The following is a 25,790-nucleotide window of genomic DNA, read 5'->3' on the forward strand; positions in this document are numbered from 1 at the left end:
AAGGAGGTAAGATAAGATGTATTGCGTGCGTAAAGTAACAAACGACCTCTACTGGGTGGGCGCCAACGACCATCGCCTGGCCCTGTTTGAAAACTGCTTTCCCATTCCCCGGGGCGTAAGCTACAACGCTTACTGCCTGCTGGATGAAAAGACGGTGCTCTTTGACACGGTGGACTGGTCTGCCTGCCGCCAGCTTTTGGAAAATCTGGCGTATGTGCTGGATGGCCGCGAGCTGGACTACCTGCTGGTCAACCATCTGGAGCCGGATCACGCCGCCTGCATCGAGGAGATCCTGCTGCGCCATCCTAAGGTGAAGCTGATCTCCAACGAGAAGGCATTCATGCTCATGCGGCAGTTCGGCTTCCATGTGGACGGACATGAGTGCATCGAGGTGAAGGAGGGCGACACCTTCTCCTTTGGCAAGCACACCGTCACCTTTGTGGGCGCGCCTATGGTTCACTGGCCGGAGGCCATGGTGACCCTCGACGTCACCGACGGCGTCCTCTTTTCCGCCGACGCCTTCGGCACCTTCGGCGCGCTGGACGGTAAGCTGTTCGCCGACGAGGTGGACTTCGAGCGGGACTGGCTGGACGACGCCCGCCGCTATCTCACCAACATCGTGGGAAAGTACGGCCCCCACATCCAGCTCCTGCTGAAAAAGGCCGGCGGCGTTTTGGATCAGATCCAGTACATCTGCCCGCTCCACGGCCCCGTGTGGCGCAAGGATCTGGGCTGGTTCATCGAAAAGTACGACACATGGAGCCGCTATGCCCCTGAGACCCAGGGCGTGCTCATCGTCTACGCCTCCATGTACGGCAACACGGAGAACGCGGCGCAGGCGCTGGCGGCGTCGCTCTGCGATAAGGGCATGAGCAAGGTGGCGATGTACGATGTGTCCTCCACTCATGTCTCCCAGCTGATCTCCGAGGCGTTTAAGTACAGTCACATTGTCCTGGCCTCTGTGACCTACAATCTCGGCATCTACCCCGCCATGCATGACTTCCTCATGGATATGAAGGCACTGAATCTGCAAAACCGCACCTTTGCCATCATTGAAAACGGCTCATGGGCGGTGAAGTCCGGTGACCTCATGCAGAAATTTGTCAACGATGAGCTTAAGAACATGACGGTGCTCAACGAGCGGCTCAGCCTCGCCTCGTCCATGGGCACGGACAAGCGCACTGAGCTGGAAGCACTGGCGGACGCCATTCTGGAATCTATGAAGTAACTGGCAGGAAAGCCAAAACCAAGACAACAGACAACAGACAACAAACAGCCCCGCCGTGTCGGCTGCAGAAAAACCGGCTTTCAAAAATAGAGCGGGCAAGCGTGATACTGCGCTTGCCCGCTCTTTGCCCAAAAGGACATGAAAAGTGACCGGAGAAGATGAGAGGATCGAAATGGAGATCAGAAAACGAAACGGGAAGTCTGTTCCTTTTCAACAGGAGAAAATTTTCAACGCCATGAAAAAAGCGTTTGATGGACAGGGAAGGGAGATTGGGGGCGGAGAACTGGAGGAGATCCTCGCCGCCGTTCTCAACAATCTCTCCGTCACAGTACCGCTCACCGTGGAACGTGTGCAGGACGAGGTGGAGCGGACGCTCATGGAGCGCGGACACTATGAGGTGGCCAAGGCGTACATCCTCTATCGCGAAAAGCGGTCTGCGCTGCGCCGCGTCCGGCATACCATCGCGCAGACGGTGGGGGATAACTCGCTTGACGAGGTGCTGCGCCGTATCCAGATGGATTTTACCGAGGAAATCTACTCCCTCGCGGCGCTTCAAATGAAGTTTGAGAGCTTCTGTCGCCCGGGCATGACGGAGGATGAGAGGGCTGAGGCACTGACCAAGGCAGCGGTAGAGCTGACTACGGCAGAGGCACCCAAGTGGGAGTTCATCGCGGCGCGGCTTCTGAACCACTCCTTTCGCTGTCGCAACGCACAGGAATGGGAGGGGCGCGGCGTCGGCGACCTCTATGGCAGGCTTCGCTATCTGACGGATAAGGGACTCTACGGTGACTATATTCTTGCCCACTATACCCACGAGGAGATCGCTATGGCGGAGGACTTTCTCTGCCCGGAACGGGACGAGTTGTTCACCTACTCCGGCCTTGACCTGCTGCTCAAACGCTATGTGATCCAGTCACGCAGCCGCGTGCCGCTGGAAACACCGCAGGAGATGTTTTTGGGTATCGCGCTGCATCTTGCTATGAACGAAGGCTCTGACCGCATGGGGTGGGTAAAACGCTTTTACGATATGCTCAGCCGTATGGAGGTCACGATGGCGACACCTACCATGTCCAACGCACGAAAGCCCTACCATCAGCTTTCAAGCTGCTTTGTGGACACTGTGCCGGACAGTCTGGACGGCATCTACCGCTCGCTGGACAACTTCGCAAAGGTCTCTAAATTTGGCGGTGGAATGGGGATGTACTTCGGTAAGGTGCGCGCTGCAGGCAGCACCATCCGCGGCTTTCAAGGGGCGGCGGGCGGTGTTATCCGCTGGATCCGGTTGGTCAACGACACCGCCGTGGCGGTGGATCAGTTGGGGATGCGGCAGGGCGCTGCGGCGGTTTACTTAGACGCATGGCACCGGGATCTGCCTGAATTCCTTCAACTGCGCACCAACAACGGCGACGACCGCATGAAGGCGCATGATGTGTTTCCCGCCGTGTGCTATCCGGATCTCTTCTGGCGACTGGCGGAGGAGAACATAGACGCGCCGTGGCATCTCATGTGTCCGCATGAGATCCTCACGGTCAAGGGCTACGCACTGGAGGATTACTGGGGTACGGAATGGGAGAAGCGGTATCTGGACTGCGTCAATGACCCGCGCATCGAAAAGCGCAGCGTCACCGTCAAGGACATCGTGCGGCTGGTGCTTCGCTCGGCAGTGGAGACCGGCACGCCCTTCGCCTTCAACCGCGACAGCGTAAATCGTATGAACCCAAACGGCCACACGGGAATGATCTATTGCTCCAATCTCTGCACGGAGATCGCACAGAACATGGCGCCCATCGAGCATATCAGCACTGAGGTGCACACGGAGAACGGCGACACAGTGGTGGTGACGGCCACACTCCCCGGTGAGTTTGTGGTCTGCAACCTGGCGAGTTTGTCTCTCGGTAATCTGGCGGTGGAGGACGAGGCCTATATGGAACGCACGGTGGAAACGGCCATCCGCGCACTGGATAATGTGATCGACCTCAACTTCTACCCGTTGGAATACGCGCGGCTTACCAATCAGAAGTACCGCAGCATCGGCCTGGGCGTCAGCGGCTACCACCACATGCTGGCAAAGCGCGGCATCCGATGGGAGAGCGATGAGCACCTTGCCTTCACCGATGCGGTATTCGAGCATATCAACTACGCCGCCGTCAAGGCGGACACAGCACTGGCACGGGAAAAGGGCCGCTATGCGCTCTTTGAGGGCAGCGACTGGCAGACAGGCGCGTATTTTGAAAAGCGAGGTTATACCTCAGAAAAGTGGCGGGCGCTTGCGGAAACGGTGGCGGTGCAGGGAATGCGCAACGCCTATCTGCTGGCTGTCGCACCCACTTCCAGCACATCCATCCTCTCCGGCACGTCGGCGGGCATCGATCCAATTATGAAGAAATTCTTTTTAGAGGAAAAAAAGGGCAGCATGCTGCCCCGCGTTGCTCCGGAGCTTTCTATGGATACATGGTGGTACTATAAGGCGGCGCATCTGATCGACCAAAGCTGGTCGGTACGCGCCGCGGGCTTTCGCCAGAGACATATTGACCAGGCGCAGAGCATGAATCTCTATATCACCAACGACTATTCCATGCGTCAGGTGCTCAGACTGTATTTGGAGGCGTGGAGGGCCGGCGTCAAGACCATTTATTATGTCCGCAGCAAGGCCCTTGAGGTCGAGGCCTGTGAAAGCTGCTCGTCATAAGGAGGATAGCATGATGGAACTGAAGAAAAAGCCCCTCTTTAACCCGGAGGGCGACCTTGATGTGCGCCTGCGGCGCATGATCGGCGGCAATACCACCAACCTCAACGACTTCAACAATATGAAGTACGCTTGGGTCAGCGACTGGTACCGGCAGGCCATGAACAACTTTTGGATCCCTGAGGAGATCAATCTCTCGCAGGATGTGAAGGACTATCCCCGCCTGCTGTCAGCCGAGCGCAGCGCCTACGATAAAATTCTGAGTTTTCTTGTCTTTTTGGATTCCATTCAGACAGCGAACCTGCCTAATATCGGCGCCTACATTACAGCCAACGAGGTCAATCTCTGCCTGTCCATTCAGGCGTTTCAGGAGTGTGTCCACTCACAGAGCTACAGCTATATGCTCGACACCATCTGTTCCCCCGTGGAGCGCAATGACATCCTCTATCAATGGAAAACGGACGAGCATCTGCTGCGCCGCAACACCTTCATTGGGGACTGCTACAACGAGTTTCAGGAGCGGAAGGACGCTCCCACGCTGCTGCGCGTGATGATGGCGAACTATATTTTGGAGGGCATCTATTTTTACAGCGGCTTTATGTTCTTCTACAATCTCTCCCGAAACGGGAAGATGCCCGGCTCGGCGCAGGAGATCCGCTATATAAACCGCGACGAGAACACGCACTTGTGGCTGTTCCGCAATATCATCACGGAGCTGCAAAAGGAGCAGCCGGAGTTGTTCACCGCCGAGAGCGTACAAGCGCTGCGCGAGATGATGCGTGAGGGCGTGGAGCAGGAGATCGCATGGGGGCATTATGTGATCGGCGACGACATCCCGGGGTTGAACCGGCAGATGATTAGCGATTACATCCGCTATCTCGGGAATCTTCGCTGGACGAGCCTTGGCTATCCGGCATTGTATCCGGGCTTTGAGAGCGAACCGGAGAGCATGGAATGGGTCAGCCAGTACGCTGACGCCAATATGGTCAAGACCGATTTCTTTGAGGCACGCAGTACCGCCTACGCCAAGAGCACCGCACTGATAGACGATTTATAAGAAAACCAAAGACATCAGAATAGGAGGTATTTTTTATATGGATATCCGAACGGTAACAGATGCCATCCGCTATGTAGGGGTGGATGATAACACATTGGCACTCTTTGAAAACCAGTACCCCGTCCAGCCTATGGGAGTGAGCTACAACTCCTATGTCATTCTGGACGAGAAAATCGCCGTGATGGACAGCGTGGACGCACGGGCGGCGGAGGAATGGCTTTCCAATGTAGCGCAGGTGTTGGGGGGGCGCAACCCCGATTATCTTGTGGTCACACACATGGAGCCGGATCATTCCGGCAGCCTCATGCGGATAGCGCAAGAGTACCCGGAGATGAAGATCGTGGGAAACGCGAAAACATTTACCCTGATCAAGCAGTTCTTTGGCACGGGTGCATTGTCGGAAGACCGTATGCTGGAGGTTGGCGAGGGCAGCACGATCTCTCTGGGCTCACACCGGCTGCGCTTCCTGCTGGCACCGATGGTACACTGGCCGGAGGTGATGACGGCGTATGAGGAAACGGAAAAAATCCTGTTCTCGGCGGATGCCTTCGGACGCTTTGGCTCACTAGAACGGACTGCCCGTGCCCCCTGGGTGCCGCAGGCCCGACGGTATTATTACAATATTATCGGGAAATATGGCGCACAGGTGCAGGCTCTGCTGAAAAAGACCTCCGCGCTGGAGATCCAAACGATCTGCCCGCTCCATGGTCCCGTGCTTACAGAAGGGCTGGAGGAGTGTCTGCGGCTCTATGATCTCTGGTCACAATGGGAACCTGAAGAATCGGAGAGCATACTGATTGCCCACGCATCCATCCATGGAAATACTGCCCATGCGGCGAAGACCCTCAAGGGTAAATTAGAGAAAAAAGGCGTGCAGGTCAGCATATGTGATCTCACTGTGACAGATCTTTCCTACGCTGTTGCCAGTGCGTTCTACTGCGGGAAATTGGTGTTGGCCTGCTCCACTTATGACGGAGGACTGTTCCCGCCCATGAAGGCCTTTTTGGATCATTTACAGACAAAGGGATTCCGAAACCGCCGGATCGGCCTCATGGAAAACGGCTCATGGGCCCCTGCTGCCGCGCGGCTGATGCGCGCCGAGTTGGAAAAGATGAAGGAACTCCGACTGTGTGAAACGGAGGTATCGCTGCGCGGCGCACTGAACCAAACCAGCGAAGCGCAGATGGACGCTCTTGTGGCGGAGCTCTGCGCGGAATAAGCTGCAACAAACCGCAGCTATTCTCGTACAGATGATGGTCTTACTCATCTGCTTTATGTCCCAAGGGCAGAGTACCGTCATCTCAGGTTGAGGTCACGATGTGGTGTGGGGCGAGAACGGAGTCTTGAGAATACCCAAACAAAAGAAAGGAGCTGACAGATATGGCAGCTATGAATATGAATCAGGAGCAGTTTGAGCAGGCGACCCGGGGCGAAAAGCCCGTTTTGGTGGATTTCTGGGCGCCCTGGTGCGGCTATTGCCGGAGGATCGGCCCTGCGTATGAGAAGATTGGAGAGGAATACGCGGACAGCCTCGTTGTCAGCAAGATCAATATTGACGAGGAGCCGCGGCTGGCGGGGGCCGAGGGGATCGAGGTCATCCCAACTCTGGTGCTGTACCGGAACGGAAAGGCCGTGGATTCCATCACCGCGCCCGGCTCAAAGGCAGAGATCGACCGCTTCATTCAGGAAGCCTTGGCGAAATAACGGAGGATTCAGATATGAACAACAATCATGTTTATGATATGCTCGTGGTGGGCGGCGGCCCGGGCGGCTACACCGCCGCCCTGTACGCGGCCCGGGCGGGGCTGGACACCGTCGTGCTGGAAAAGCTGTCTGCTGGCGGGCAGATGGCCCTGACCGAGCAGATCGACAACTACCCCGGCTTTGAGAACGGGATCGACGGCTTCTCTCTGGCGGAGAAGATGCAAAAGCAGGCGGAGCGTTTTGGGGCACGCAGCGAATACGCGGAAGTTCTCCGCATGGATCTGACGGCGGTTCCCAAGCTCGTGGAGACCAGCGAGGGGATCTTCCGGGGAAAAACCGTGGTGCTGGCCACCGGCGCAGACCCCAGAACGCTGGGCGTTGCCGGAGAGACGGAGCTGTTGGGCCGGGGCGTGGCCTACTGCGCCGCCTGCGATGGGATGTTTTACAAGGACAAAACGGTGGTCGTGGTGGGCGGCGGCAATTCCGCCGCGGCAGATGCCCTCCTTCTCAGCCGCGTGGCGAAAAAGGTGATCCTCGTCCACCGCAGAGACACCCTGCGGGCCACCAAGATCTATCACGAGCCACTGGAACAGACCGAAAATGTGGAATTCCGCTGGAACAGCACCGTTTCCGCGCTGCTTTCCGGGGACAGGCTGACCGGCGTACGCCTGCGGGACACCGTCACCGGTGAGGAAAGCGTGGTGGACTGCGACGGCGTATTTGTCAGCGTGGGCCGACAGCCCGCCACGGCGCTGGCGGTGGGTCAACTGGCGCTGGACGGCGGCGGCTATATCGTGGCCGGAGAGACCACGGAAACCAGTATTCCCGGCGTTTACGCCGTGGGCGACGTGCGGACGAAGCCCCTCCGTCAGGTGGTCACCGCCGTGGCGGACGGCGCGGTGGCAGTCCACATGGCGGAGAAATATATCGCGGAAAACCGATAAGGAAGGTAGATTGAAAAAGCCATGTTTAAGGTCAGGCCGGATACGACCGCAGTGGGGATGCCGACATATCTGCAAGGAAAACTGCCAGAGTGATGGCAGATAAGATCACCCATGTAAGATCGGGAGATATGTTGTCTCTCCATATCCAGTCCACGCAACAGTGAGCAACTGAACACGAAACACAGCCACAGATGTACTCTGCGGCTGTGCTTTTATGCATAGTACTTACGGAAAGGATTCGATGAGCAGATTTCTGTGATACGGATTTTGGATTCTCGCAGAGAGGAATTTCGATTGAGTAAAGCATATGAGCAGAAAATTGACGTGGTAAATGTCATTACTGCTCCAGAAATTGAAATGCTGATTATTCATGCAGAAGGAGCATATGATCAGTTTAAGCGTTCTGGAAAAAAACAAGCGAATTTTGTAAAACAAATCTTCGGATGCATGATGTGAAGTCGTATGAGATAGAATCGTCTTCGATGCCTCGTTGGGAAACCAACGAGGTATTTTTTTTGCCCCAATCCGACTGCATAGGACACTGAAAAAATCAAAACAAACCATATGTAGTCCTGCAAGGACAACCAAAGTGCGCCTACGAGGCCAACGCGAAACCGGAGGATTCTTGTTAAACTTACTTTGTAAGGACGAAAGTCCGGATGTCCCTTGAAAACTGAATACTCATTCTTCAGGTACATTCCTGTTTGGTCGAGCCATCGACTGCACGCCATGAAGCCCATCGGGGCGATAGCGGTTTCGCAGAAGCAAATGCCGGATTGCAACCGGCGGCGGTGCTAAAGCCAGACAGGGACAATGATACTTCCGTAATTCGCGGTCCGGCCATAAGGAAGGCGGGATGGTTAAATTCCAATGGAGCAGTGAAGCACACTGCCGCCTGTGAGAAATCCTACATCTCTGGGGTGATAAGAAAAAGTACAGAGAAACCATATTTTCAGAAAGCACTGCTGGGTGCTGTATCAGCATGATACCTGGCAGGCTTGTTCTTCCAGTTTTGGTAATGGCACAACCCGTCTAAGTGTATCTGATACGGATATTCTTAAACGAATTTCCATAATACCCTTGGCATATTTCCGCAGCTCTTTCTGAAAACCTACAGTGCTAAAGATGTAACTAATAAACCTTAAATCAGCATCTTCTGTTTCCTTGAAAACATAATAGACAGGGCTAACACATCCGAAATAATGGGATATGCCAACTGATCCGATTATGACATTCATACTGTTTCTCTTGATGATGTTGTCAAAATCGAATTTGGACAGAACATCCTGGACATTGGGAGAGAACCCAGCCAGATAGTCCCGGAAGTTGGCTTCGATGTTATCCGGGTCAGCCAGCAGCTTTTCAAATGTGAACTTGCTGGTATTGTAGAACTGATAACCGGAAGCCTTGGTCAGAAAGCCATCAATGACGGCCAGCTTCTTGACCTTTTCATACTGTGCCAAGACTGCTTCGTGGGTGGGAAGCAGACAGTCGTGGAAACGTTTAACCACGGTCATAGGAAGGATTACAAGTCCGTACTCATGGGGCTTAAAGGGGCCACGGAGCATATCTGCCACATTCCAGATCATCGTTGCTTTTTCTGCAATATTTACTCCTACCGCTTGGATTTTATCGTTAGACATCGTGTGTACCTCGATTCGTATTTTCTTTATGCACTGGCCTGGGTGCCTTCAAGTGGCTCCAGACCAATTATGAAGTCGGTAAGCAAAATAGCATTCAGAGAAGCTTTTTTGCTCGGATAGCTGTGATACCAGCTGTGAGAAACGCCATGCCGGTTCGGCACACCATCAACCACATCATCAACCTTATTGCACTGAGAAACAATGAAGGTATTAAAATAATCGCTGAAGATCTTGTCGTAGTCGTTTGCCTCGATCAGATCTTCCAGTTCTTTTTTAGTGATCGCCATCCTTTGCCGGTGACGATCCTGCATGGTAGCATTGTTTGCCTTTATGTAGATTAAGCCCTCCCACATAGTTGCCAAGCTGGAAATACACAGGGCATATTCACCACGGAGATGTGCTTCAAGAGCCTGTCCCAGAATTCGTTTGATATGTGGTTCTAAATCAGATTCTCTCCATATTCGCTTGATGAATTTGATTTCATTCTTGTCGTAATAGTCGAGAATGACCTTGTCGATACGCTTTTCTCGTCGCTTACTTGCACCTCGGCTTGTTGCCAGGATGTCCGATATTTCCGCTGTCATGGTAATATCCGCTGCCCAGCCAGCGTAGGGGAACCATTTGCATTCATACATAGCCGTCAAGTACGCTTGATTGAACTTCTTGTATCTCCCAAGAATATCCGGTTCCAGTGCAAGATTCTCCAACACAGAGCGCATTGGAGAGATGTCAATGCTCTGAAGCCAATCCATCACAGGCGAATGAATTGTCGCTGTAAGTGCAGACCCAAAGGAGCTTATAATTCCATGAACAGAATCCGCAAGTAGTTTTACCGCACTATTATTGAAAGACTGGAGCATCGCCGTCATCCCTAAATTGGCTTGTTCAAGCAGCGGATTCTTGAAAGTATAGTTGGGGACATTAGCGACTATTGCAAGTTCTCCTAAAGTCTGGATGGTACTACTGTGTTGTAGGGCATCTATTGCAGTACCTACGCTGGTAGCCAACTTCATAGCTTTACTCTGTTCAGCAATCGCTTTCATAGCTGGCGAAGGTTCTGAAATTGCATCCAACGCAAGCGTCGGAATCTCAAAATTGGGGATATGTGCAGTAGCACCTTCTGCGATTCGCTTGAGTTTTTCCTCTTGCTCCAGAATGGGCGCTAAACTATCTGCTATTTTTTTGCTGGCTTCCATACTTTCCAGCAACTGATCAGAAATAGGGTTATGTTCAAAATCTTTGATCGGGTGCTTATTTCGTTCATACATCAGGATAGTTGCGGGTACAACATCTATTTGCTCTGCAAGCTGTCTGGTAGTCAGAGACTTTCTCTGTCTGTAATACCTCAGATTGTCACCGGGCAGATTACTTGTGGGCTTTTCCTCAAAAGGTATCGTGACCTGGGGCAAAAGCCTTCCTTGGTAAAATTGACACAACGATGTGTGATTGAAAATACCATTGCAAAGACGAATTATCATATTCATCTGGTATTTAGTGAACGGAAAATGTTGGAACAACCCGAAGTAAAGGTTGCTACCCGAAATATGTTTTATGATGAGCAGGGAAAGCATAGACGCACAAAGAAAGAGGTTTTAGACGAGAATGAGTGATATACAAGCATGTGCAAGGGAGATTGTGAATAAAGAAATGATTTATCAATAAGGAAGATGATATGGTGGAAAGCAAGTCTGAAAATGGCTTGCTTTTTACTTTAAAATGATGTTAAGTGATGATAAAGAAAATTGAATTTCCCAAAGAAATTAAAAATAATCGGATTTTATGTTTTACATAAATTTAACACACTTTTGCTTTTTTCGAATTGATTATGTTAGGTCTTTTTGTTATACTGTACTACAATACTATTTGAGAGGAGGAATATTTAACATGGACGAAAGTGATAATGATTCTGAAGCGAACCAATTCAATAGAATTTTTATTTATATATCGCAAGGCATGGACTATGTATTCGGAACATAGACCATGTCTTTTGTTGCTTTTAAGTAAGTGTGATATTTAGATAATTTTATTGTAGAAAGGTTTTATTTATGAGTACATCAATTTTTATTCTTTTAGTAGTGCAGATTATTTTAATTATATTAAACGCGATTTTTGCGAGTGCAGAGATCGCTGTTTTATCAATGAATGAAACAAAGCTAGAACGAATGGCAGAACAAGGTAATGGTCGGGCAAAGAGATTAGTACGATTAACGCAAGAGCCGGCACGATTTCTTGCGACAATTCAGGTTGCAATCACATTGTCGGGATTTTTAGGAAGTGCTTTTGCAGCAGATAATTTCTCAGAACCTTTAGTTGATTGGGTTGTTGGGATGGGTGTGAATATTCCACGTTCTACTTTAGATACCATAGCTGTTATATTGATTACATTGATTTTATCATATTTCACGTTGGTTTTTGGCGAATTAGTTCCAAAGAGAATCGCAATGAAAAAATCTGAAGAACTGGCAATGGGGATTTCAGGATTGGTTACGGGAATCTCTATCCTATTTAAGCCAATCGTTTCATTTCTTTCAATATCAACAAATATTGTCTTGAGGATTTGTGGTATTGATCCAAATGAAGCGGAAGATCAAGTAGGTGAAGAAGAAATACGTATGCTTGTTGATGCGGGAAGTGAAAAAGGAACAATAGATCATCAAGAAAAAGAGTTTATTCAAAATGTTTTTGAATTTAATGATATTATGGCTGGTACGATTGCTACACATCGAACAGATGTGACAATATTATGGATGTCTGATGATGTGAAGGAGTGGGATGAAACGATCCACAATACACGACATACCCTTTATCCCGTCTGTGGAGATTCGATAGATCATGTTATTGGTATTTTAAATGCAAAAGACTATTTTAGATTAAAAGAAAAAAGTAAGGATATGGTTATAGATTCTGCAATTTCTGCACCATACTTTGTTATGGAAACTACAAAAGCAGATGTGCTTTTTAAAAATATGAAACAATCGAAGCAATCTATGGCGATTGTATTAGATGAGCATGGTGGAGTGGTTGGAATAGTAACTCTTTTTGATTTATTAGAAGAAATTGTTGGCGATTTAAATGATATTGAACCAATATCGTCGGAAGAAGAAACTGTTATTATAAGAATAAGCGATAACAAGTGGGAAGTGAAAGGAAATATACGATTAAGTGATATTGAAGACGCTATAGGTGTTACATTTACAGCAGAAGATTGTGACACATTTACTGGATTTGTATTTCAAAAATTTGGTATGGTACCAAAGGATGGGGATACAAAAATAGAATTAGAAATAGAAAATATGCATATAATCATTGACAAAATAAAAGAACATCAAGTTGAACATGCAATTATAGAAATTTTAGAATAAAATTTTGAAATGCATTTGAAAATTATTTTAGAAACAAGGGGATATATCAGAAGAGTACATATACATTTTCAAATACAACAGGGATAGAATGATGTTGCGATAAAAAAGAGGGAGACACACATTTGTTTAATCCATGAAGTCCAATTTTGCCGTTGACGGACGAACACATGCAGAGTACCGCAAGACCAAATCGGAAATGCAGGATTGGCTTGTGGCGCAGAAGATTATGCAGGAAAACCTGAAAGAGGACGAGCAGAAAAAGAGCAGCTGCATGAGCAGGAAGTGCGGCAGGAAGAAGAAAATAGACAAAGCAGTCGATGATGGAATGTCCGGTGCAGTGTGGGTGTAATGCTCATGCTGCACCGGGCTTTTTTCTTTGAAAATGATTTTTTATAATGTTGATCTTTGACTGCTCTTAACTCAAAAAGAGTTATAATACGGAAAAAGAGTTAAGAATGCAGGTGATGACATGGAATATCTCGATAAAGTTCTTGGAGTCAAGGTTACCTATGAGGACGTAGAGTTTAAGCATGGAGTGACTGTCTTGGATGCGGCATATTTGATTCCATTTAAGGCAAAGCATGGATGGATTTGACAGAGCGTAAGGCCGCAGGAGAACACGTTGATAGCAAAAATATTAAGAAACATAACAGTATTTTGCGAACTCATTCCTCGAACAGATACAGAAGATATCCGTAACCCTCTGCTTTCATCTTTGCGTAAGGCACAAAGCGCAGGACCGCACTGTTGATGCAGTAGCGCACGCCATTGGGGGATTCCGGCTCGCCGGTGAACACATGACCAAGGTGAGAATCTCCGGCACGGCTTCTGACCTCTGTACGGCGCCTGCCGTGGCTCAGATCCTCCAGTTCCACCACGGCAGGCTCTTCAATGGGCTTTGTGAAAGCCGCTCAGCAGCAGTACCGCGGTGAGCAGAAGCGGCAATACTCTCCGATACATGGTGTATCCCTCCTTTCGGAGAAGATAAATTCGTTTGTCAGCCCATATCGGCGGCAAGAGCCTGGTCGATGAGCTTTTGCAGAGTCTCCGCCTGCTTCTTTTCCGTGATGGCGCCTACGATGGGTTCACCCACGATATTGCCGCTGCGGTCGACCACATAGGTGGTGGGATAGGCAAAGATGTTGGTGGTAAACTTTCCCGCCTCACCGTCGGAGTCAAAATACACATTCTGATAGGTGGCGCCCTTCTTGGTAAGAACATCCTTCGCCTCGGAAATTGCCGTTTCGTCGCCGTCCAGCGTGAAGGTGTTGACGCCGATGAGGGAGCCGCCCTTCTCCGCCAGTTCCTTGTTCAGCGCATCCAGCTCGGAAAGCTCGCCTACGCAGGGATTGCAGGTGGTGAACCAGAAATTCACCACGGTGACGGCGTTGGCGGAGAACAGCTCGTCGCTCTTCACCGTGTTGCCATCCAGGTCCTTGCCCTCAAAGACGGGGAATTTCTGCATACTGCCGTCATCAGGCGGCGTGGTCATGTCGCTGTCCGCGGGCACGCTCATAGCGCCATCCGTAGATTGCTGTGCCGCCTCGGGGTACTTTTTCTCTATCATGGTCAGCTTGTTTTCAATCTCGCGGATCTTCTCTGCCGCCTCCTTGAGCAGCTTCAGCTCATCCTCCGTAAACTGATCTTTGGAACCTTCGATGGTGTCCAACAAGAACTCACCATAGTTTTTGCCGTCCTCCTGCATGGTCATGCCCTTGTCGGCCGCTATGAAAACTTTTTCCCAAAGCGCTGTGTTCTCCGAGAGAATGGCATTTTCCTGCGCCATCAGCTCCTTGTGCATGGCAACCGCTTCCTCGGCATTCTTCGGTTCGCTACTCATTCCGTCCATTTTGTCTCCGCCCTTTGTGGCGCAGGCTGCCAGAGAGAGCACCATCAGTGCAGTAAGCAGCAGAGCCAGAATTCTGCCGGCAGTATTCGTCCTATTCATCTTCATTCGTTTTATTCCTCCCTGTTAGTGTTGTTTGTCTGTAGTGTTTCCGCTGCTTTTGCCTTATCTTTACCGTCTCCGAAGCCGTAGCGGAAGCACACGGCTTTCGTCGGACAGGCGCGGATGCACATTCCGCAGCGGATGCACTCGGTATGGTTGGGCGTTTTCGTCACATCCACATCCATCTTGCAGGCTCTGGCGCATTTCCCGCAGGAAACGCACTTATTCTTATCCACCTTCATCTGGAAGAGGGACACCCGGTTGAACAGCGCGTAGAACGCGCCCAGCGGGCAGAGCCACTTGCAGAACGGTCGGTAGAACAGTACGCTCAGCGCAATCACCGACAGCAGGATGCTGAATTTCCATATAAACAGCTTGCCCAGCGCCGCCCGGATGCCGGAATTGGCAAGGGACAGCGGGATGGCTCCCTCCAGCACGCCTTGGGGGCAGAGGTATTTGCAGAAGAACGGGTCTCCCATGCCAACATCGTTCACAAGGAATGCCGGTAGCAGGAAAACCATCACCAGCAGGACAGCGTATTTCAGGTATGTCAGCAGTTTCAGCCTCTTTGTGGAAAGCTTCTTAGTGGGGATTTTGTGCAGCAGCTCCTGAAACCAGCCGAAGGGGCATAGAAAGCCGCAGATAAAGCGCCCCAGCAGCACGCCCAGCAGAATGAGGAAGCCTATGATATAGTAGGAGAAGCTGAACTTGGAAGATCCCACCACCGCCTGAAACGCCCCAATGGGGCAGGCCCCGGACGCCGACGGACAGGAGTAGCAGTTCAGCCCCGGCACGCAGACGGTCTTCCCCGCCCCCTGATACAGTCCGCCCTTGAGAAAGTTCGGCAGATGCAGGTTGGTCAGCAGCGTCGCCCCCGCCTGAATCCAGCCCCGGAAGCGGGACATGGTCTGTGAAACGCCTGAAAACTTTTTACCCAATGCCCACACACTCCAGACATAATTTGATTGCTTTGCTCAGCACTGTCGCCGCCTCGCCCCGCCAGACACCGAAGCACAGCATGGCGGCTCCGGCCATCAGTAGCACGATCTGCGCCGCTGCCTTTTTCTCGCAGCTCATTTTTCATCACCCTTTCCGATTTTCTGTCCCTATCATAGCGCGGGAGAGTTAAAGTCTCTGTTAAGAACGAAAACTTAACACAAACCTTATCTGTTTTTGCTATAATGAAAGCAACACAAAAACGAAGAAATAAAAAGGAGGGCTCTCATGCACCTTTTAGTAATTGAAGATGAACGCGCCCTGTGCGAGACCATCGTCCGCAGCCTGCGGCGGCTGGCCTACAGCGTGGACTACTGCTATGACGGGGAAAAAGCGCTGGCGCTTCTGGGCGTGGAACGATACGATCTGGTGCTTCTTGATCTGAATCTGCCGAAAAAGGACGGCATGACGGTGCTGCGCACCCTGCGGCAGACCGACCGGGAGACGCGGGTGCTGATCCTCTCCGCCCGCAGCGAAGTGGAGGACAAGGTGCAGGGGCTGGACGCCGGGGCGAACGACTATCTGGCGAAGCCCTTCCACCTTGCCGAGCTGGAGGCCCGCATCCGCAGCCTGACATTGCGGCAGTTCACCCAGCAGGATGTGCTGCTAAGCTGCGGAGGACTGACCTTTGACACCCGCTCCCGTACCGCCACCGTCAACGGGCAGGCGCTGACGCTCACCCGGAAGGAAACAGGAATCCTGGAATACCTGATGGTGCATCAAGGAAGGCCAGTAAGTCAGGAGGAGCTGATGGATCACGTTTGGGACAATAGCGTGGACAGCTTCAGCAATTCCATTCGCGTCCACATCTCCGCCCTGCGCAAAAAGCTCCGCGCCGTGCTGGGCTATGACCCCATCCGCAACCGCATCGGCGAGGGCTATCTGATGGGAGGTGAGGAGGAATGAAGCGGCTTTCCCTGCAGTGGCGCATCACGCTGATGTCCGTCCTGCTCATCGGTGTCACCTGCGTGGCCATGAATCTGCTGCTGTGCTCCTCCGGTGTGTATTATATGGACACCATTGCGGACAACTTACAAGGCGGCGGCACGGTGATCCTGAATGATGGCGGAGCGGCGAGCTTTGACCCACAGCTCATAGCCCCTGGCGAGGATCTGACGATCATTGTCGATGGGGTGCAGGGGCGCTTCCGCACCACCAACTGGTACATCACGGCGGCGATAACGCTGCTCAGCGGCATCCTCGCCTATTTCGTCAGCGGACGCGCTCTCAAGCCCCTGCGCAGCTTTACCTCGCAGGTGGAGCAGGTGCAGCTGAACAATCTTGCCGATATGAGGATCGATGAAGACGCTATTTCGGAGTTCCGGCAGCTGAGCCGCTCGTTCAACCAGATGCTGGAGCGGCTGAACAACGCCTTTTCCGCTCAGCGGCAGTTCACCGGCAACGCCGCCCACGAGCTGCGCACGCCACTGGCACTAATGCAGGCGCAGTTGGAGCTGTTTTCCGCGGAGCATCCTGATGTGCGACCGGAGACGGCGGAGTTCCTCACGCTTTTGCGTGAGCAGACGGAACGGCTGATACAGATGACCAGGACACTGCTGGAGATGAGCAATCTGCAGCAGGTGGCGCGGAACGAGCGGATCCAGCTCGCTCCCATGATCGAGGAGATCTTCACAGATCTTGCGCCGCTCTCAGATAAGCTCGGCGTCACGCTGACGGCGGAGGGCGACGGCATTATGACCGGCAGCGATGCACTGATTTACCGGCTGATCTTCAACCTGACGGAGAATGCTGTCAAGTACAACCGGCCGGGCGGCTCGGTACGGGTTTCTGTCACTCAGGAGTTGGAAAAGCTCCTGCTCCGCGTCTCCGACACCGGCTGCGGCATCCCGGAGGTGTATCAGCGCAGTATCTTCCAGCCCTTCTTCCGGGTGGACAAGTCTCGCAGTCGGGAATACGGTGGCGCAGGACTGGGGCTCTCACTGGTATGGGAGATCGCCGACCTCCACGGCGGCTCCGTTTGGGTGGAGAAAAGTTCGGAGAAGGGCACTACCATTGCGGTGGGGTTGCCAACGCAACAATCAACGAAGCCCTAAAACACTTTTATTCGTTTTTCGCTGCTTCGCTTGCCGCCCTGCGGCGTCCCTCTCCATATTTTCACGCTCCAATTCCGCCGCACGGAGCTTGCTGTGGACAGACTTATAATCAGAAATTTCCTGTTTCAAACTGTCAATCTCAGCCTTGAGCTTTGCAATTAGCTTGTTTGCCGCATCCACCGCCTTTTGCAGTTTGGATTCCTTTTTCTCTGCTGTAACGTACTTCTTTGCCAGAGTGGAAAGTCGGTCAAAGTCCTCACGCTCCACGGCAACCATGCTCGTCCAGCGCGGGCTTGGAATCCCACTTTTTGCTCATGCTGATCTGCTGTATTTAAATAACCCTATTAACACAATTTTATTAGGCGCAGTATAACTGCTGACGGCGTAGAATCTTGGTGGCTAACTTGGTGGATACCTTGATGGGTGTCATCCTCTAAGTTATCATGGGTTTTGAAGAAGCATTTTATGGGAAAAAGAATCTGGATCCAAAGATGCGGGCATTGCTTAATTCACTGGCGAAAACAGATCATAGCTTGGCAAATAAAATAGAAGCTCCACATGCGATTTAAAAAAAATCCTGTTCAATATATGAATATGAGCAGGATTTTTCTATTTACAACGATATTTTTTACAATATTTCCTTCGATTATCCGGAAAATTTTTCACTGTAATGACTTTTCATATCCTCCCAGTCCATGAACAATACATAAAATACTTTGCCATATTGCTGGCTCTCAACAATTCTCCCATGGTCAAGCACAGACAGATACGATCCATCCGCTCTTCGTAAATGAAAGTGGATATAGTCATTTCCATTGCCATTATCAATCTGTTTCCAAATGCTTGCTTCTATCTTCTTCTTCTCATCTTCCCGTATCAGGTTGCTGAAACTTTTCTTTGTAAGTCTGAATAGTTCATCCATATCTTTATATCCGGCCATATGAAGAAACTCCTGATTTGCATAAAAGAGTTCATCATCTTCTTTGTCTGCTCTGTATATGATAAATGCTCCTGGAAGGTGCTCGGAGATATCCCTAAATGCAAATCCCAGTTGTTTACGAACCCTTAATTCAAGTCCTTCCCTATAAGCCATGCAGCCATTTTTTCCATGAAGTTTTATTTCGTAAAGGGCTGCATCTGCACAGCGCATAAGCTGTGAACGGTTAGACGCAAATGTCGGATATTCCGAATATCCAAGAGAAATATAAAATGGATATTCTTTTCCCTTATATGAAAATGTCTTTGGAGCCATAGTGAATTGCTGTAGCTTCTCTTTTACATCCTCGTAGGAATAATTTTTTAAAAGAATACAGAACTCATCTCCACCATTTCTTCCTAGTAACGCATCAGACGGGAAAAAAGCTTTCATACTGTCTGCCAGACTCCTTAATGCTTTGTCTCCGTAAACATGTCCATAGATATCATTAATAAATTTAAAATCATCAATATCAAGGAGTACAGCCACAAATTTCGCTTTCGGATTTTTATTAATCATCTTTTCTGCCAGTTCATCGAATCCATAGCGATTGTAAATACCTGTAAGAGAATCTGTGTGTGCCAGTATTTGAAATTTGTTTTTATTTTCTTTTGATACCAGCCACATCCGGGTAAGAGTTACCAAAAGCATGGTAATCGCAATAAAGAAAACACTGATTACTGCTATTAATGTATTGTTTCCCCAGCCATTTTCAGGCATTACTTCAAACTTCCAGTTCTCCGTTCCTATCGTAAAGTCATAGGAAACCGGATTCGTTAATTGACGATCTGACTGATAAACAACTTTATAATTATCACTCCATGGATTATCCGTTTTTGAAAGACTATATTCATATCCAAATTTCGAAAGTGCACTTATCGCATCTGAAAAAATATCCGGAACACGAAGGATAACAATGGTAAATCCCCAAAAATATTCCTGCCCGTTTTCATCTTTCAGATAAATAGGATTGCGGACAGCAATTCCATATCCACCCTGTTTCAATTCAAAAGGTCCCTGTGTAACGATTGTATGATGATCTCTTGCATATATGGAAATTTCACCACGTTCTTTATCATGAATCAGATCAATCTTACCTGCCTCATTTCCATCGGCCGGATAAATATCCGTTACAATACCAGCCGGAGCAAGCTGTACGCTTTCAACAGAATCCGACATAATATTTTTTGCAATTGTGTCAAATTGATTGATTTCTCCAGTTCCGCTGATCAAAAGCTGTTTCAGAACATCTGTAATCTCTATTCCATTTATAATCTCATTCTCTATACGTTCTCCATAGGTTGTTGCATTTAATTGTGCTGTTGTGCGGCTCTGCTCTTTTTCATGAGTATCTGTGTTGTATACGACTAAACTAACAAGGCATATGCCCATTAAAAAAACGAGAAGAGGCACAAGTGTCTTTTTTTTCACCTGATTCACCTCGTTTTATCTCAGTCGAGAAGACTCTCACCTCTTCAGGTGGTGAGTAATAGCAAATTTGTCTCAGTGGGAGTTGGGTCTCTGACTGATGTTTTTATAATTAAGCATTATATCACGGAAGTAAAAAAATTGAATAAATTTTGCCAAAAAAGTTATAGAACGTTTTTCCAGTGTACTGATAACGTTTTCCTTGCGTACAATGGAAAAAAGAAGCAGTGCTCCTAAACAAATAAAAAAAGTACAGTTTGATTGTTTGATTGCTTGTTTTTATGGTATCTTTTCTTTTGGAATTCAACATGGCGGTTACGCTTCTTTATGGACAGCCGACTGAACAAAAATGGCGGAACGCTTATTTTCACTACGCATTATCCGGAACTGCTGGATGAATATGACCGAAATGACGGAATTTGTATTGTAAGAAACCGTAATGGCATTACAGCAGAAAATTTGAGCCATATATTGAAACGTAATGATATTAAAAAGAGTGATGCCTACCAGAGCGGTTTCCTTGAGGGAACAACGCCAGCATATGAAGCGTATATGCGCTTGAAGAAAAGCCTGGCTGCTTCAATCAATTAAGGAGGCAGCAGAATGGAATTAGCAAAATATAAGGTGTGTATATGTGAAGGATCTGCCGAAGAAGCTATTATCGACATACTGGTTGATAATGATCTTCTGATTTTCAAAAGAGAAGAAATGTTGGAAGAATGTGTTATCCGTTGCAGAAGTGCTAAACGATTCGAGGAGCGATACTTACGGAAAGGATTTGATGAGCAGATTTCTGTGATACGGATTTTGGATTCTCGCAGAGAGGAATTTCGATTGAGTAAAGCATATGATCAGTTTAAGCGTTCTGGAAAAAAACAAGCGAATTTTGTAAAACAAATCTTCGGATGCATGATGTGAAGTCGTATGATTTTGTGAAGCAGTATTTCAGTAACCCACAGCTCTTGGTGAAAGCCATAAAAGAGTATCGCAGAACAGCAAATATCCCCAAAGGAGAATACAGCTTGTCTGATTTGCTGAGATGAGCTTTGCTTTTTTAATACATTGGCCGTGACTCAAATGGTCACCAGGAGATAAACGGGTACCAGTTTACAGAAAACAGAATAGAATCGTCTTCGATGCCTCGTTGGGAAACCAACGGGGTATTTTTTTGCCCCAATCCGACTGCATAGGACACTAAAAAAGTCAAAACGAACCCTAGGTAGTCCTGCAAGGACAACCAAAGCGCGCCTACGAGGCCAACGCGAAAACGGATGTTCCTTGAAAACTGAATAGCTTATATGCTACCCATATTCGTAGGAGAATATTTCATCATTCTTTATCGTTTAAATATTGAATATACTCGTTTCCCCATATTTCCAACTCCTTCAGTACTTTCCTGAATTTTTCTCCAATATCACTTAATTTGTATTCTACTTTTGGTGGAATCTGCTGATATTCTATGCGTTCAATCAAGCCTTCTTCTTCCAACTTTTTCAGCTGTCTTGATAGCGTTGTATGTGTCATTTCTTCTGGCATTTTTCTTTGTAATTCATTAAACCGGATGGGGCCATCTGTTAACAAATACATAATATACATAGACCATTTACCTGTTAAAACTTTTTGCGAAGTCACATACGGGCAAAGCCCAAATAGATTTTTCTTTTCCATATATACGTTCCTTTCTGATACCAGTATCGTAAAATATCGTACTTGTTTGTTTTCTCCTATGATATATAATTATACGCATAAAAAATAAAAATACAATTTGTTTTCAGGAGGATTTTGAAATGAATGACGTAGTAAAATATTTGCAGGAATGCGGAACTTTTTATCTTGCCACGGTAGAAGGAGACCAGCCACATGTACGCCCATTTGGTGCTGTATGTGAATTTGAAGGAAAACTTTATATTGTAACGAATAATAAAAAAGATGTTTACAACCAGATGAAAGTAAATGGAAAAGTTGAAATGTGTGGAATGAACAAAGGTACTTGGATTCGTGTGAAAGGTGCAGTAAAAGAAGATACTCGCCGTGAAGCTCGTGTAGCCATGATGGAAGCAAATAAAAATGCTCTCCAGTCTATGTATACGGTTGATGACAATTTGATGACGGTATTCGTTTTTGAAAGTGGCATCGCAACTATTTATTCATTCACAGAAGAACCGAAGGTTATCAATCTGTAAAATTTTGAGTAATGTACATTACGGTTTGTCAGACTGGAAATTCCCCGGCTGATGTTTGGCGCTGCGGGCGGCGGCACATATTCTTTATTATCCGGAAGCGTGGTATACGCTGCACATAGACGCACCTGAGGGAGGAACGAAAATGGAAACTGAAAAAGTATATGCCATGCCATTTGCAAAAATATATCCCATGCTGGTGGATGAGCTGGCTAAGGGCAAAGTGATGGAGAAGATCAAGCGGAGAAACAAATGAGGGAGGGGAAAGCAGCCTATTACACACCGACAGAGAATGTGGTATAATCCTTGAGGAAACATTGTATGGAAAGGACAAACACGATGAACGCTCTGGATATTATGAAACGCCCTGCCGCCTACGTAAGCGGCTATGAAAACACCCCCACGGAGGAACAGAACCGTGCAAAGCAACTGTGCTGGGAGTACAACCGCACCGCTCCCAACGAACAGGAAAAGCGGCGCAGCATCCTGCAGACCCTGCTGGGCACCTGCTCTCCCATGACCGGCATTCAACCGGATTTCCACTGTGACTATGGCTTCAACATCCATACCCACGGCTTGGCGGTCATCAACTATAACTGTGTCATTCTGGATACCTCTCCGGTAAACATCGGAGCAGGTGCCTTTATTGCCCCCGGCGTATGCCTTGCCTGCTCCGGTCATGCCATCGACCCGGAGCAGCGCAGCCACGGCATTGGAACCTCAGCACCTATTACGCTGGAGGAAAACGTCTGGATCGGTGCAAATTCCACCGTCTGCGGCGGCGTTACCATCGGGGCAGGCTCGGTTATCGGGGCGGGAAGCGTCGTCACCCATGACATTCCCGCCGGTGTCATCGCAGCAGGGGTGCCCTGCAAGGTGATCCGCCCCATTACCGAAAAAGATAAGTTCAAGCCGGAGGATATTCTGTTCTGAGAAATTCAGATCGGAAACGCTGAAAAAACATACGCACAAGCTCTCCGGGGACATTTTTGTTTTTCGCCATGCTTTTCTGCGGGGAGAAGGCATGTTATACTGGGAATGACAATTCGGGATTTTTCATTACAGTGTTTTGCTAAAGGAATCCAATGGAGCTATACCCTGGATTTTTCTGTATTCTCTGGGTGACATTTTGACGATAGACTGAAAAGCGCTTGAAAACTTTCCCTGGGTTTGGTAGCCTACTTGGGAAGCAATATCCGCGATAGTGTCATTTGTTTCCCGTAATAATTTCATAGCCTGACGCACTCGAAATTCCTTCATATAGGTGGCGATAGGCTGACCGTAGACTGCCTTGAATATCTCCTTTAGAGTGGAGGTATTTATCAAATACTGTTTGGAAAGTTCTGCAATCGTAAATCGTTGCTCCAAGTGCTCTGTCAACTGTTGATGAATTTCTTTTATCAATTCGGTTTGCTGGGAAAAGTATTGAGTCAATTCTTTATGCTCCGATTTCATGTTGCTCAAATAAATCAAAATTTCCAGCACCTTCAATTTCAAGAGGGAAATTCGAACGGACACAGGAGCAGAAAAGAGTGGGGCAAAAATATGCTCTAAATCGGAACAAGACGGGATTGCGGATGGCTTTCCGGAGCAAAATCGATTCTGTAACTGGTCTGCTTCCACACCGGCATTCTTTAAAACTTCCGGGCAAATGGAAGAGAGCTGTTTCAGATCCACGGAAATGGAAATTCCCTCTGAATATCCTAGGGGAAACATCATGGCGGAATCCGCGCAGCAGGCCATACTGTGTGCTGTCACATCACCTGTACCTAAATAGACGGCAGTACTGCCGTGCATATTCCAACCCACGCGACCACTGCGACAATAGTAAATTTCTAAAACAGAATCCGAAGCATCATGCCGAAACTTGACCTCTGAAGCAAGAAAAACATTGAAGGATACCTCTATTCCAGGAAAAGTTTCATATGCCTCCATACACCCTTTTCCAGCGGTAACCGCTCGAAACTGTTCTCCAAAGAGTGTAGTACCCGTTCCACCAGCCCGGCAATGCTTCAAGGCGAGGGTGCCGTTTGGGATCTTTTGAAGTTTTTGAGCGATAACTTTGGATTCTTCTTTTTTCATGGCGTTCCTTTTTGTTTTTCTACTTGCGACGGACAGGCGATTTTTACAAGCCACTCAATCATGTGGTGGAAATTTCGGGCCTGCTCGGTATCAGCTGCTTTATAATAGACCTCTTTTCCGTCCCGGCGGTTAACGATCAGACCCGCTGATTTCAACTGCTTGAGATGGTGAGAAACTGCAGGACTGCTCATATTTATCATGGCTGAAAGATTGATAACACATTCCTCACAGTGGCAAAGCAACCAAAAAATGCGAATACGGCTGCCATCTCCCAGCTGCTTGAAAATATCAGCTACGGTTTGAAAGTTTTCTACGCTGGGCATATATTCCAGTTCATGCTCGATAGTTTGTCCGTGGTCGTGGGGTAAGTGGTTCTGAATCATTTAGCACTCCTCCTTGAAGTCTATCTTATCATAGACCGGAGAGAAAAGAAACTTTACTTTTGAGATGTTTCTGGTTCAGGGCCAGCGTCATGGGTGTAATCCAAGATACGGACACCATCGCCTACCTCTTTCTGCACCAGCTCTCGCATACGCTTAGCAAAAGGACAGGGGTAACCAATGGGAGTCCCTTTGCTGATGCAAGAAGCAAAAGCAATGGTGTCAGCGCCCTGTTCTACCAGAGAACGGGCCCGCAGCACCGCTTTTTTCCCGGGGCAGCCGCCGCAGTTGATGAAGCCCACTAACTGAATATCATCCTCTCCCATAAAAGCGCCTTTTCTCTCTCGGATTGTCCGAAAATCCCGGCTTCCGGGGCAGTAATCCTCTGTCTGCATACAACGAATAATGCCAAGTTTCATATTAGTTTCCTCCTTAATTTAGGGCCTGCCATTCAGATTTGGCCGGTCCATTGTCTATTATTATGTAACCAGATTTTCCAACAGCTGGATGGAAATGTCCTCGTAGTAGCGATCCTCTTTAATCATTCACAAAATACGGGGTATAGGTCTCTCCGGTTCTCAGTATAGCTCCGCAAGGAGGTTCTGTATTTCCCGTTCAGAAGAATTTTTCTCCCAAATGGAAGAGTTTCTGAAAATCAATCCGTCATAAACGCTGCAAGAGCGTCCCTTCTAACTTCATGTGATATTGTTCCAGTACATCTTTCAGTGTAATTTCTTGCATTCTTTGTTCCGCTTTTTTTTGAATGTCCAAGTAAAAATCCCGCAGCACCAGTTGAATGTTCACGCCCACGCCACAAGCGGGGTTGGTGTGGATGTCCTGATGGAGCAGGGGCTTGTTGCCCTCTACTGCTCGATAGACATCCAGTAGAGTGATTTTCTCCGGCTCACGAGCCAGAGCAGGTCGGGGATGTCCCTTCACGCTGATCAGCAGTCCACCTTTCCGCAGGGCGGACATGAGCTGGCGCACATAGGCAGGATTTGTCTGAATGCTCTCTGCCAGCTTGTTACTGGTCAGATCGCAGTCTGGGTACAGAGCGATAAAAGCTAGAATATGAACAGCATCGCTAAGGCGGGTTGGATATTTCATGGCCTGATCTCCTTT

At 48.8% G+C, this 25,790-nt stretch carries 30 protein-coding genes and 1 pseudogene; 18 read left to right on the forward strand and 13 right to left on the reverse strand.

Going from position 1 to position 25,790, the window contains the following annotated elements:
• Window positions 1–16 precede the first annotated feature (16 nt).
• From DWV73_RS11940 to DWV73_RS13025, 7 genes are all read left to right on the forward strand, one after another.
• Entirely contained in the window at window positions 17–1,228 is a 1,212-nt protein-coding gene (locus DWV73_RS11940; protein WP_107000753.1) for an FprA family A-type flavoprotein, read from the forward strand.
• A gap of 172 nt (window positions 1,229–1,400) precedes the next feature.
• Window positions 1,401–3,917, forward strand: a complete 2,517-nt coding sequence (locus DWV73_RS11945) for a ribonucleoside-diphosphate reductase subunit alpha (protein ID WP_181357201.1) — start codon at window positions 1,401–1,403, stop codon at window positions 3,915–3,917.
• Window positions 3,918–3,927: 10 nt separating this feature from the next.
• Window positions 3,928–4,971, forward strand: coding sequence for a ribonucleotide-diphosphate reductase subunit beta (locus DWV73_RS11950; RefSeq protein WP_117796824.1), 1,044 nt, complete (start codon window positions 3,928–3,930; stop codon window positions 4,969–4,971).
• A 37-nt stretch (window positions 4,972–5,008) separates the two neighbouring features.
• Complete coding sequence (locus DWV73_RS11955; protein WP_117470959.1) at window positions 5,009–6,190, forward strand: MBL fold metallo-hydrolase; 1,182 nt, start codon at window positions 5,009–5,011, stop codon at window positions 6,188–6,190.
• Window positions 6,191–6,351: 161 nt separating this feature from the next.
• Window positions 6,352–6,675, forward strand: a complete 324-nt coding sequence (locus DWV73_RS11960) for a thioredoxin family protein (RefSeq protein ID WP_107000750.1) — start codon at window positions 6,352–6,354, stop codon at window positions 6,673–6,675.
• A 14-nt stretch (window positions 6,676–6,689) separates the two neighbouring features.
• Entirely contained in the window at window positions 6,690–7,619 is a 930-nt protein-coding gene (trxB, locus tag DWV73_RS11965; RefSeq protein WP_117796825.1) for a thioredoxin-disulfide reductase, read from the forward strand.
• A gap of 294 nt (window positions 7,620–7,913) precedes the next feature.
• Complete coding sequence (locus DWV73_RS13025; protein ID WP_233430214.1) at window positions 7,914–8,075, forward strand: hypothetical protein; 162 nt, start codon at window positions 7,914–7,916, stop codon at window positions 8,073–8,075.
• A 521-nt stretch (window positions 8,076–8,596) separates the two neighbouring features.
• Here DWV73_RS13025 and DWV73_RS13175 read toward each other — a convergent pair.
• Together DWV73_RS13175 and DWV73_RS12790 are read right to left on the reverse strand one after the other, a co-directional pair.
• The gene (locus DWV73_RS13175) at window positions 8,597–9,262 is read right to left on the reverse strand and encodes a type I restriction-modification system subunit M N-terminal domain-containing protein (RefSeq protein ID WP_333491304.1); all 666 of its coding nucleotides are present in this window, start codon (window positions 9,260–9,262) and stop codon (window positions 8,597–8,599) included.
• A 26-nt stretch (window positions 9,263–9,288) separates the two neighbouring features.
• Window positions 9,289–10,530: a hypothetical protein gene (locus DWV73_RS12790; RefSeq protein ID WP_181357200.1), complete on the reverse strand. Its 1,242-nt coding sequence runs from the start codon at window positions 10,528–10,530 to the stop codon at window positions 9,289–9,291.
• A 777-nt stretch (window positions 10,531–11,307) separates the two neighbouring features.
• Here DWV73_RS12790 and DWV73_RS11995 point away from each other — a divergent pair.
• The 3 genes from DWV73_RS11995 (at window position 11,308) to DWV73_RS13105 (ending at window position 13,219) form a co-directional block, all read left to right on the forward strand.
• The gene (locus tag DWV73_RS11995; RefSeq protein WP_107000749.1) at window positions 11,308–12,624 is read left to right on the forward strand and encodes a hemolysin family protein; all 1,317 of its coding nucleotides are present in this window, start codon (window positions 11,308–11,310) and stop codon (window positions 12,622–12,624) included.
• A 133-nt stretch (window positions 12,625–12,757) separates the two neighbouring features.
• A complete protein-coding gene (locus DWV73_RS12000; RefSeq protein WP_227589448.1) occupies window positions 12,758–12,973 on the forward strand; it encodes a hypothetical protein in 216 nt (71 codons plus the stop codon).
• Window positions 12,974–13,093: 120 nt separating this feature from the next.
• Window positions 13,094–13,219, forward strand: coding sequence for a hypothetical protein (locus DWV73_RS13105; RefSeq protein ID WP_270231192.1), 126 nt, complete (start codon window positions 13,094–13,096; stop codon window positions 13,217–13,219).
• A 70-nt stretch (window positions 13,220–13,289) separates the two neighbouring features.
• Here the strand turns inward: DWV73_RS13105 and DWV73_RS12005 are convergent.
• The 4 genes and pseudogenes from DWV73_RS12005 to DWV73_RS12795 all read right to left on the reverse strand — a co-directional run.
• Window positions 13,290–13,520: pseudogene (locus tag DWV73_RS12005) on the reverse strand (peptide-methionine (R)-S-oxide reductase); the annotation flags it as partial.
• A gap of 101 nt (window positions 13,521–13,621) precedes the next feature.
• The gene (locus DWV73_RS12010) at window positions 13,622–14,572 is read right to left on the reverse strand and encodes a TlpA disulfide reductase family protein (RefSeq protein WP_181986264.1); all 951 of its coding nucleotides are present in this window, start codon (window positions 14,570–14,572) and stop codon (window positions 13,622–13,624) included.
• An 11-nt stretch (window positions 14,573–14,583) separates the two neighbouring features.
• The gene (locus DWV73_RS12015; RefSeq protein ID WP_181986265.1) at window positions 14,584–15,477 is read right to left on the reverse strand and encodes a 4Fe-4S binding protein; all 894 of its coding nucleotides are present in this window, start codon (window positions 15,475–15,477) and stop codon (window positions 14,584–14,586) included.
• Window positions 15,478–15,502: 25 nt separating this feature from the next.
• Window positions 15,503–15,649, reverse strand: coding sequence for a CD1871A family CXXC motif-containing protein (locus tag DWV73_RS12795; RefSeq protein WP_181357199.1), 147 nt, complete (start codon window positions 15,647–15,649; stop codon window positions 15,503–15,505).
• A 147-nt stretch (window positions 15,650–15,796) separates the two neighbouring features.
• On the opposite strand from DWV73_RS12795, the gene DWV73_RS12020 reads away from it, so the two are divergent.
• A complete protein-coding gene (locus DWV73_RS12020; protein WP_107000745.1) occupies window positions 15,797–16,474 on the forward strand; it encodes a response regulator transcription factor in 678 nt (225 codons plus the stop codon).
• Window positions 16,471–17,622: a HAMP domain-containing sensor histidine kinase gene (locus tag DWV73_RS12025; RefSeq protein WP_107000744.1), complete on the forward strand. Its 1,152-nt coding sequence runs from the start codon at window positions 16,471–16,473 to the stop codon at window positions 17,620–17,622. Before DWV73_RS12020 ends, DWV73_RS12025 begins: the two co-directional genes overlap by 4 nt.
• Here the strand turns inward: DWV73_RS12025 and DWV73_RS12030 are convergent.
• Window positions 17,608–17,898 carry a hypothetical protein gene (locus DWV73_RS12030; RefSeq protein ID WP_181986261.1) on the reverse strand — a complete coding sequence of 97 codons (291 nt, stop codon included), beginning with the start codon at window positions 17,896–17,898 and terminating at the stop codon, window positions 17,608–17,610. The two genes, DWV73_RS12025 and DWV73_RS12030, sit on opposite strands and share 15 nt — an antisense overlap.
• Before the next feature lie 167 nt (window positions 17,899–18,065).
• Between DWV73_RS12030 and DWV73_RS13110 the strand changes: the two genes are divergently transcribed.
• Window positions 18,066–18,191 (forward strand): hypothetical protein, encoded by a 126-nt coding sequence (locus tag DWV73_RS13110; RefSeq protein ID WP_278286984.1) that lies wholly within the window; start codon window positions 18,066–18,068, stop codon window positions 18,189–18,191.
• Between the two features lie 77 nt (window positions 18,192–18,268).
• Here DWV73_RS13110 and DWV73_RS12035 read toward each other — a convergent pair whose 3' ends face one another.
• A complete protein-coding gene (locus tag DWV73_RS12035) occupies window positions 18,269–20,029 on the reverse strand; it encodes a diguanylate cyclase (protein ID WP_117796863.1) in 1,761 nt (586 codons plus the stop codon).
• 324 nt (window positions 20,030–20,353) lie between these two features.
• Between DWV73_RS12035 and DWV73_RS12040 the strand changes: the two genes are divergently transcribed.
• Together DWV73_RS12040 and DWV73_RS12045 are read left to right on the forward strand one after the other, a co-directional pair.
• On the forward strand, window positions 20,354–20,617 hold the full coding sequence (locus DWV73_RS12040; protein ID WP_333489792.1) for a hypothetical protein: 264 nt from the start codon (window positions 20,354–20,356) through the stop codon (window positions 20,615–20,617).
• Between the two features lie 12 nt (window positions 20,618–20,629).
• A complete protein-coding gene (locus tag DWV73_RS12045; RefSeq protein WP_333549846.1) occupies window positions 20,630–20,944 on the forward strand; it encodes a hypothetical protein in 315 nt (104 codons plus the stop codon).
• A gap of 411 nt (window positions 20,945–21,355) precedes the next feature.
• On the opposite strand, the gene DWV73_RS12050 is transcribed toward DWV73_RS12045, so the two are convergent.
• Window positions 21,356–21,694, reverse strand: a complete 339-nt coding sequence (locus tag DWV73_RS12050; protein ID WP_107000743.1) for a helix-turn-helix domain-containing protein — start codon at window positions 21,692–21,694, stop codon at window positions 21,356–21,358.
• A gap of 119 nt (window positions 21,695–21,813) precedes the next feature.
• Between DWV73_RS12050 and DWV73_RS12055 the strand changes: the two genes are divergently transcribed.
• The 3 genes from DWV73_RS12055 (at window position 21,814) to DWV73_RS12065 (ending at window position 23,139) form a co-directional block, all read left to right on the forward strand.
• Window positions 21,814–22,209, forward strand: a complete 396-nt coding sequence (locus tag DWV73_RS12055) for a pyridoxamine 5'-phosphate oxidase family protein (protein WP_107000742.1) — start codon at window positions 21,814–21,816, stop codon at window positions 22,207–22,209.
• Window positions 22,210–22,351: 142 nt separating this feature from the next.
• Window positions 22,352–22,462: a DUF2200 domain-containing protein gene (locus DWV73_RS13030; RefSeq protein WP_147341939.1), complete on the forward strand. Its 111-nt coding sequence runs from the start codon at window positions 22,352–22,354 to the stop codon at window positions 22,460–22,462.
• Window positions 22,463–22,512: 50 nt separating this feature from the next.
• Window positions 22,513–23,139, forward strand: coding sequence for a sugar O-acetyltransferase (locus DWV73_RS12065; protein ID WP_333549845.1), 627 nt, complete (start codon window positions 22,513–22,515; stop codon window positions 23,137–23,139).
• Between the two features lie 126 nt (window positions 23,140–23,265).
• On the opposite strand, the gene DWV73_RS12070 is transcribed toward DWV73_RS12065, so the two are convergent.
• The 4 genes from DWV73_RS12070 to DWV73_RS12085 form a co-directional block, all read right to left on the reverse strand.
• Window positions 23,266–24,288, reverse strand: coding sequence for an AraC family transcriptional regulator (locus DWV73_RS12070; RefSeq protein ID WP_117796829.1), 1,023 nt, complete (start codon window positions 24,286–24,288; stop codon window positions 23,266–23,268).
• Entirely contained in the window at window positions 24,285–24,671 is a 387-nt protein-coding gene (locus DWV73_RS12075) for a metalloregulator ArsR/SmtB family transcription factor (RefSeq protein ID WP_117796830.1), read from the reverse strand. The genes DWV73_RS12070 and DWV73_RS12075 overlap by 4 nt, the downstream gene beginning before the upstream one ends.
• Before the next feature lie 53 nt (window positions 24,672–24,724).
• On the reverse strand, window positions 24,725–25,087 hold the full coding sequence (locus DWV73_RS12080; RefSeq protein WP_107000739.1) for a CGGC domain-containing protein: 363 nt from the start codon (window positions 25,085–25,087) through the stop codon (window positions 24,725–24,727).
• A 244-nt stretch (window positions 25,088–25,331) separates the two neighbouring features.
• Complete coding sequence (locus DWV73_RS12085) at window positions 25,332–25,775, reverse strand: Rrf2 family transcriptional regulator (protein ID WP_117796831.1); 444 nt, start codon at window positions 25,773–25,775, stop codon at window positions 25,332–25,334.
• Window positions 25,776–25,790 lie beyond the last annotated feature (15 nt).

The organism is Clostridium sp. AF12-41 (assembly GCF_003461685.1).
GTDB classification, from domain to species: domain Bacteria; phylum Bacillota; class Clostridia; order Lachnospirales; family Lachnospiraceae; genus Otoolea; species Otoolea fessa.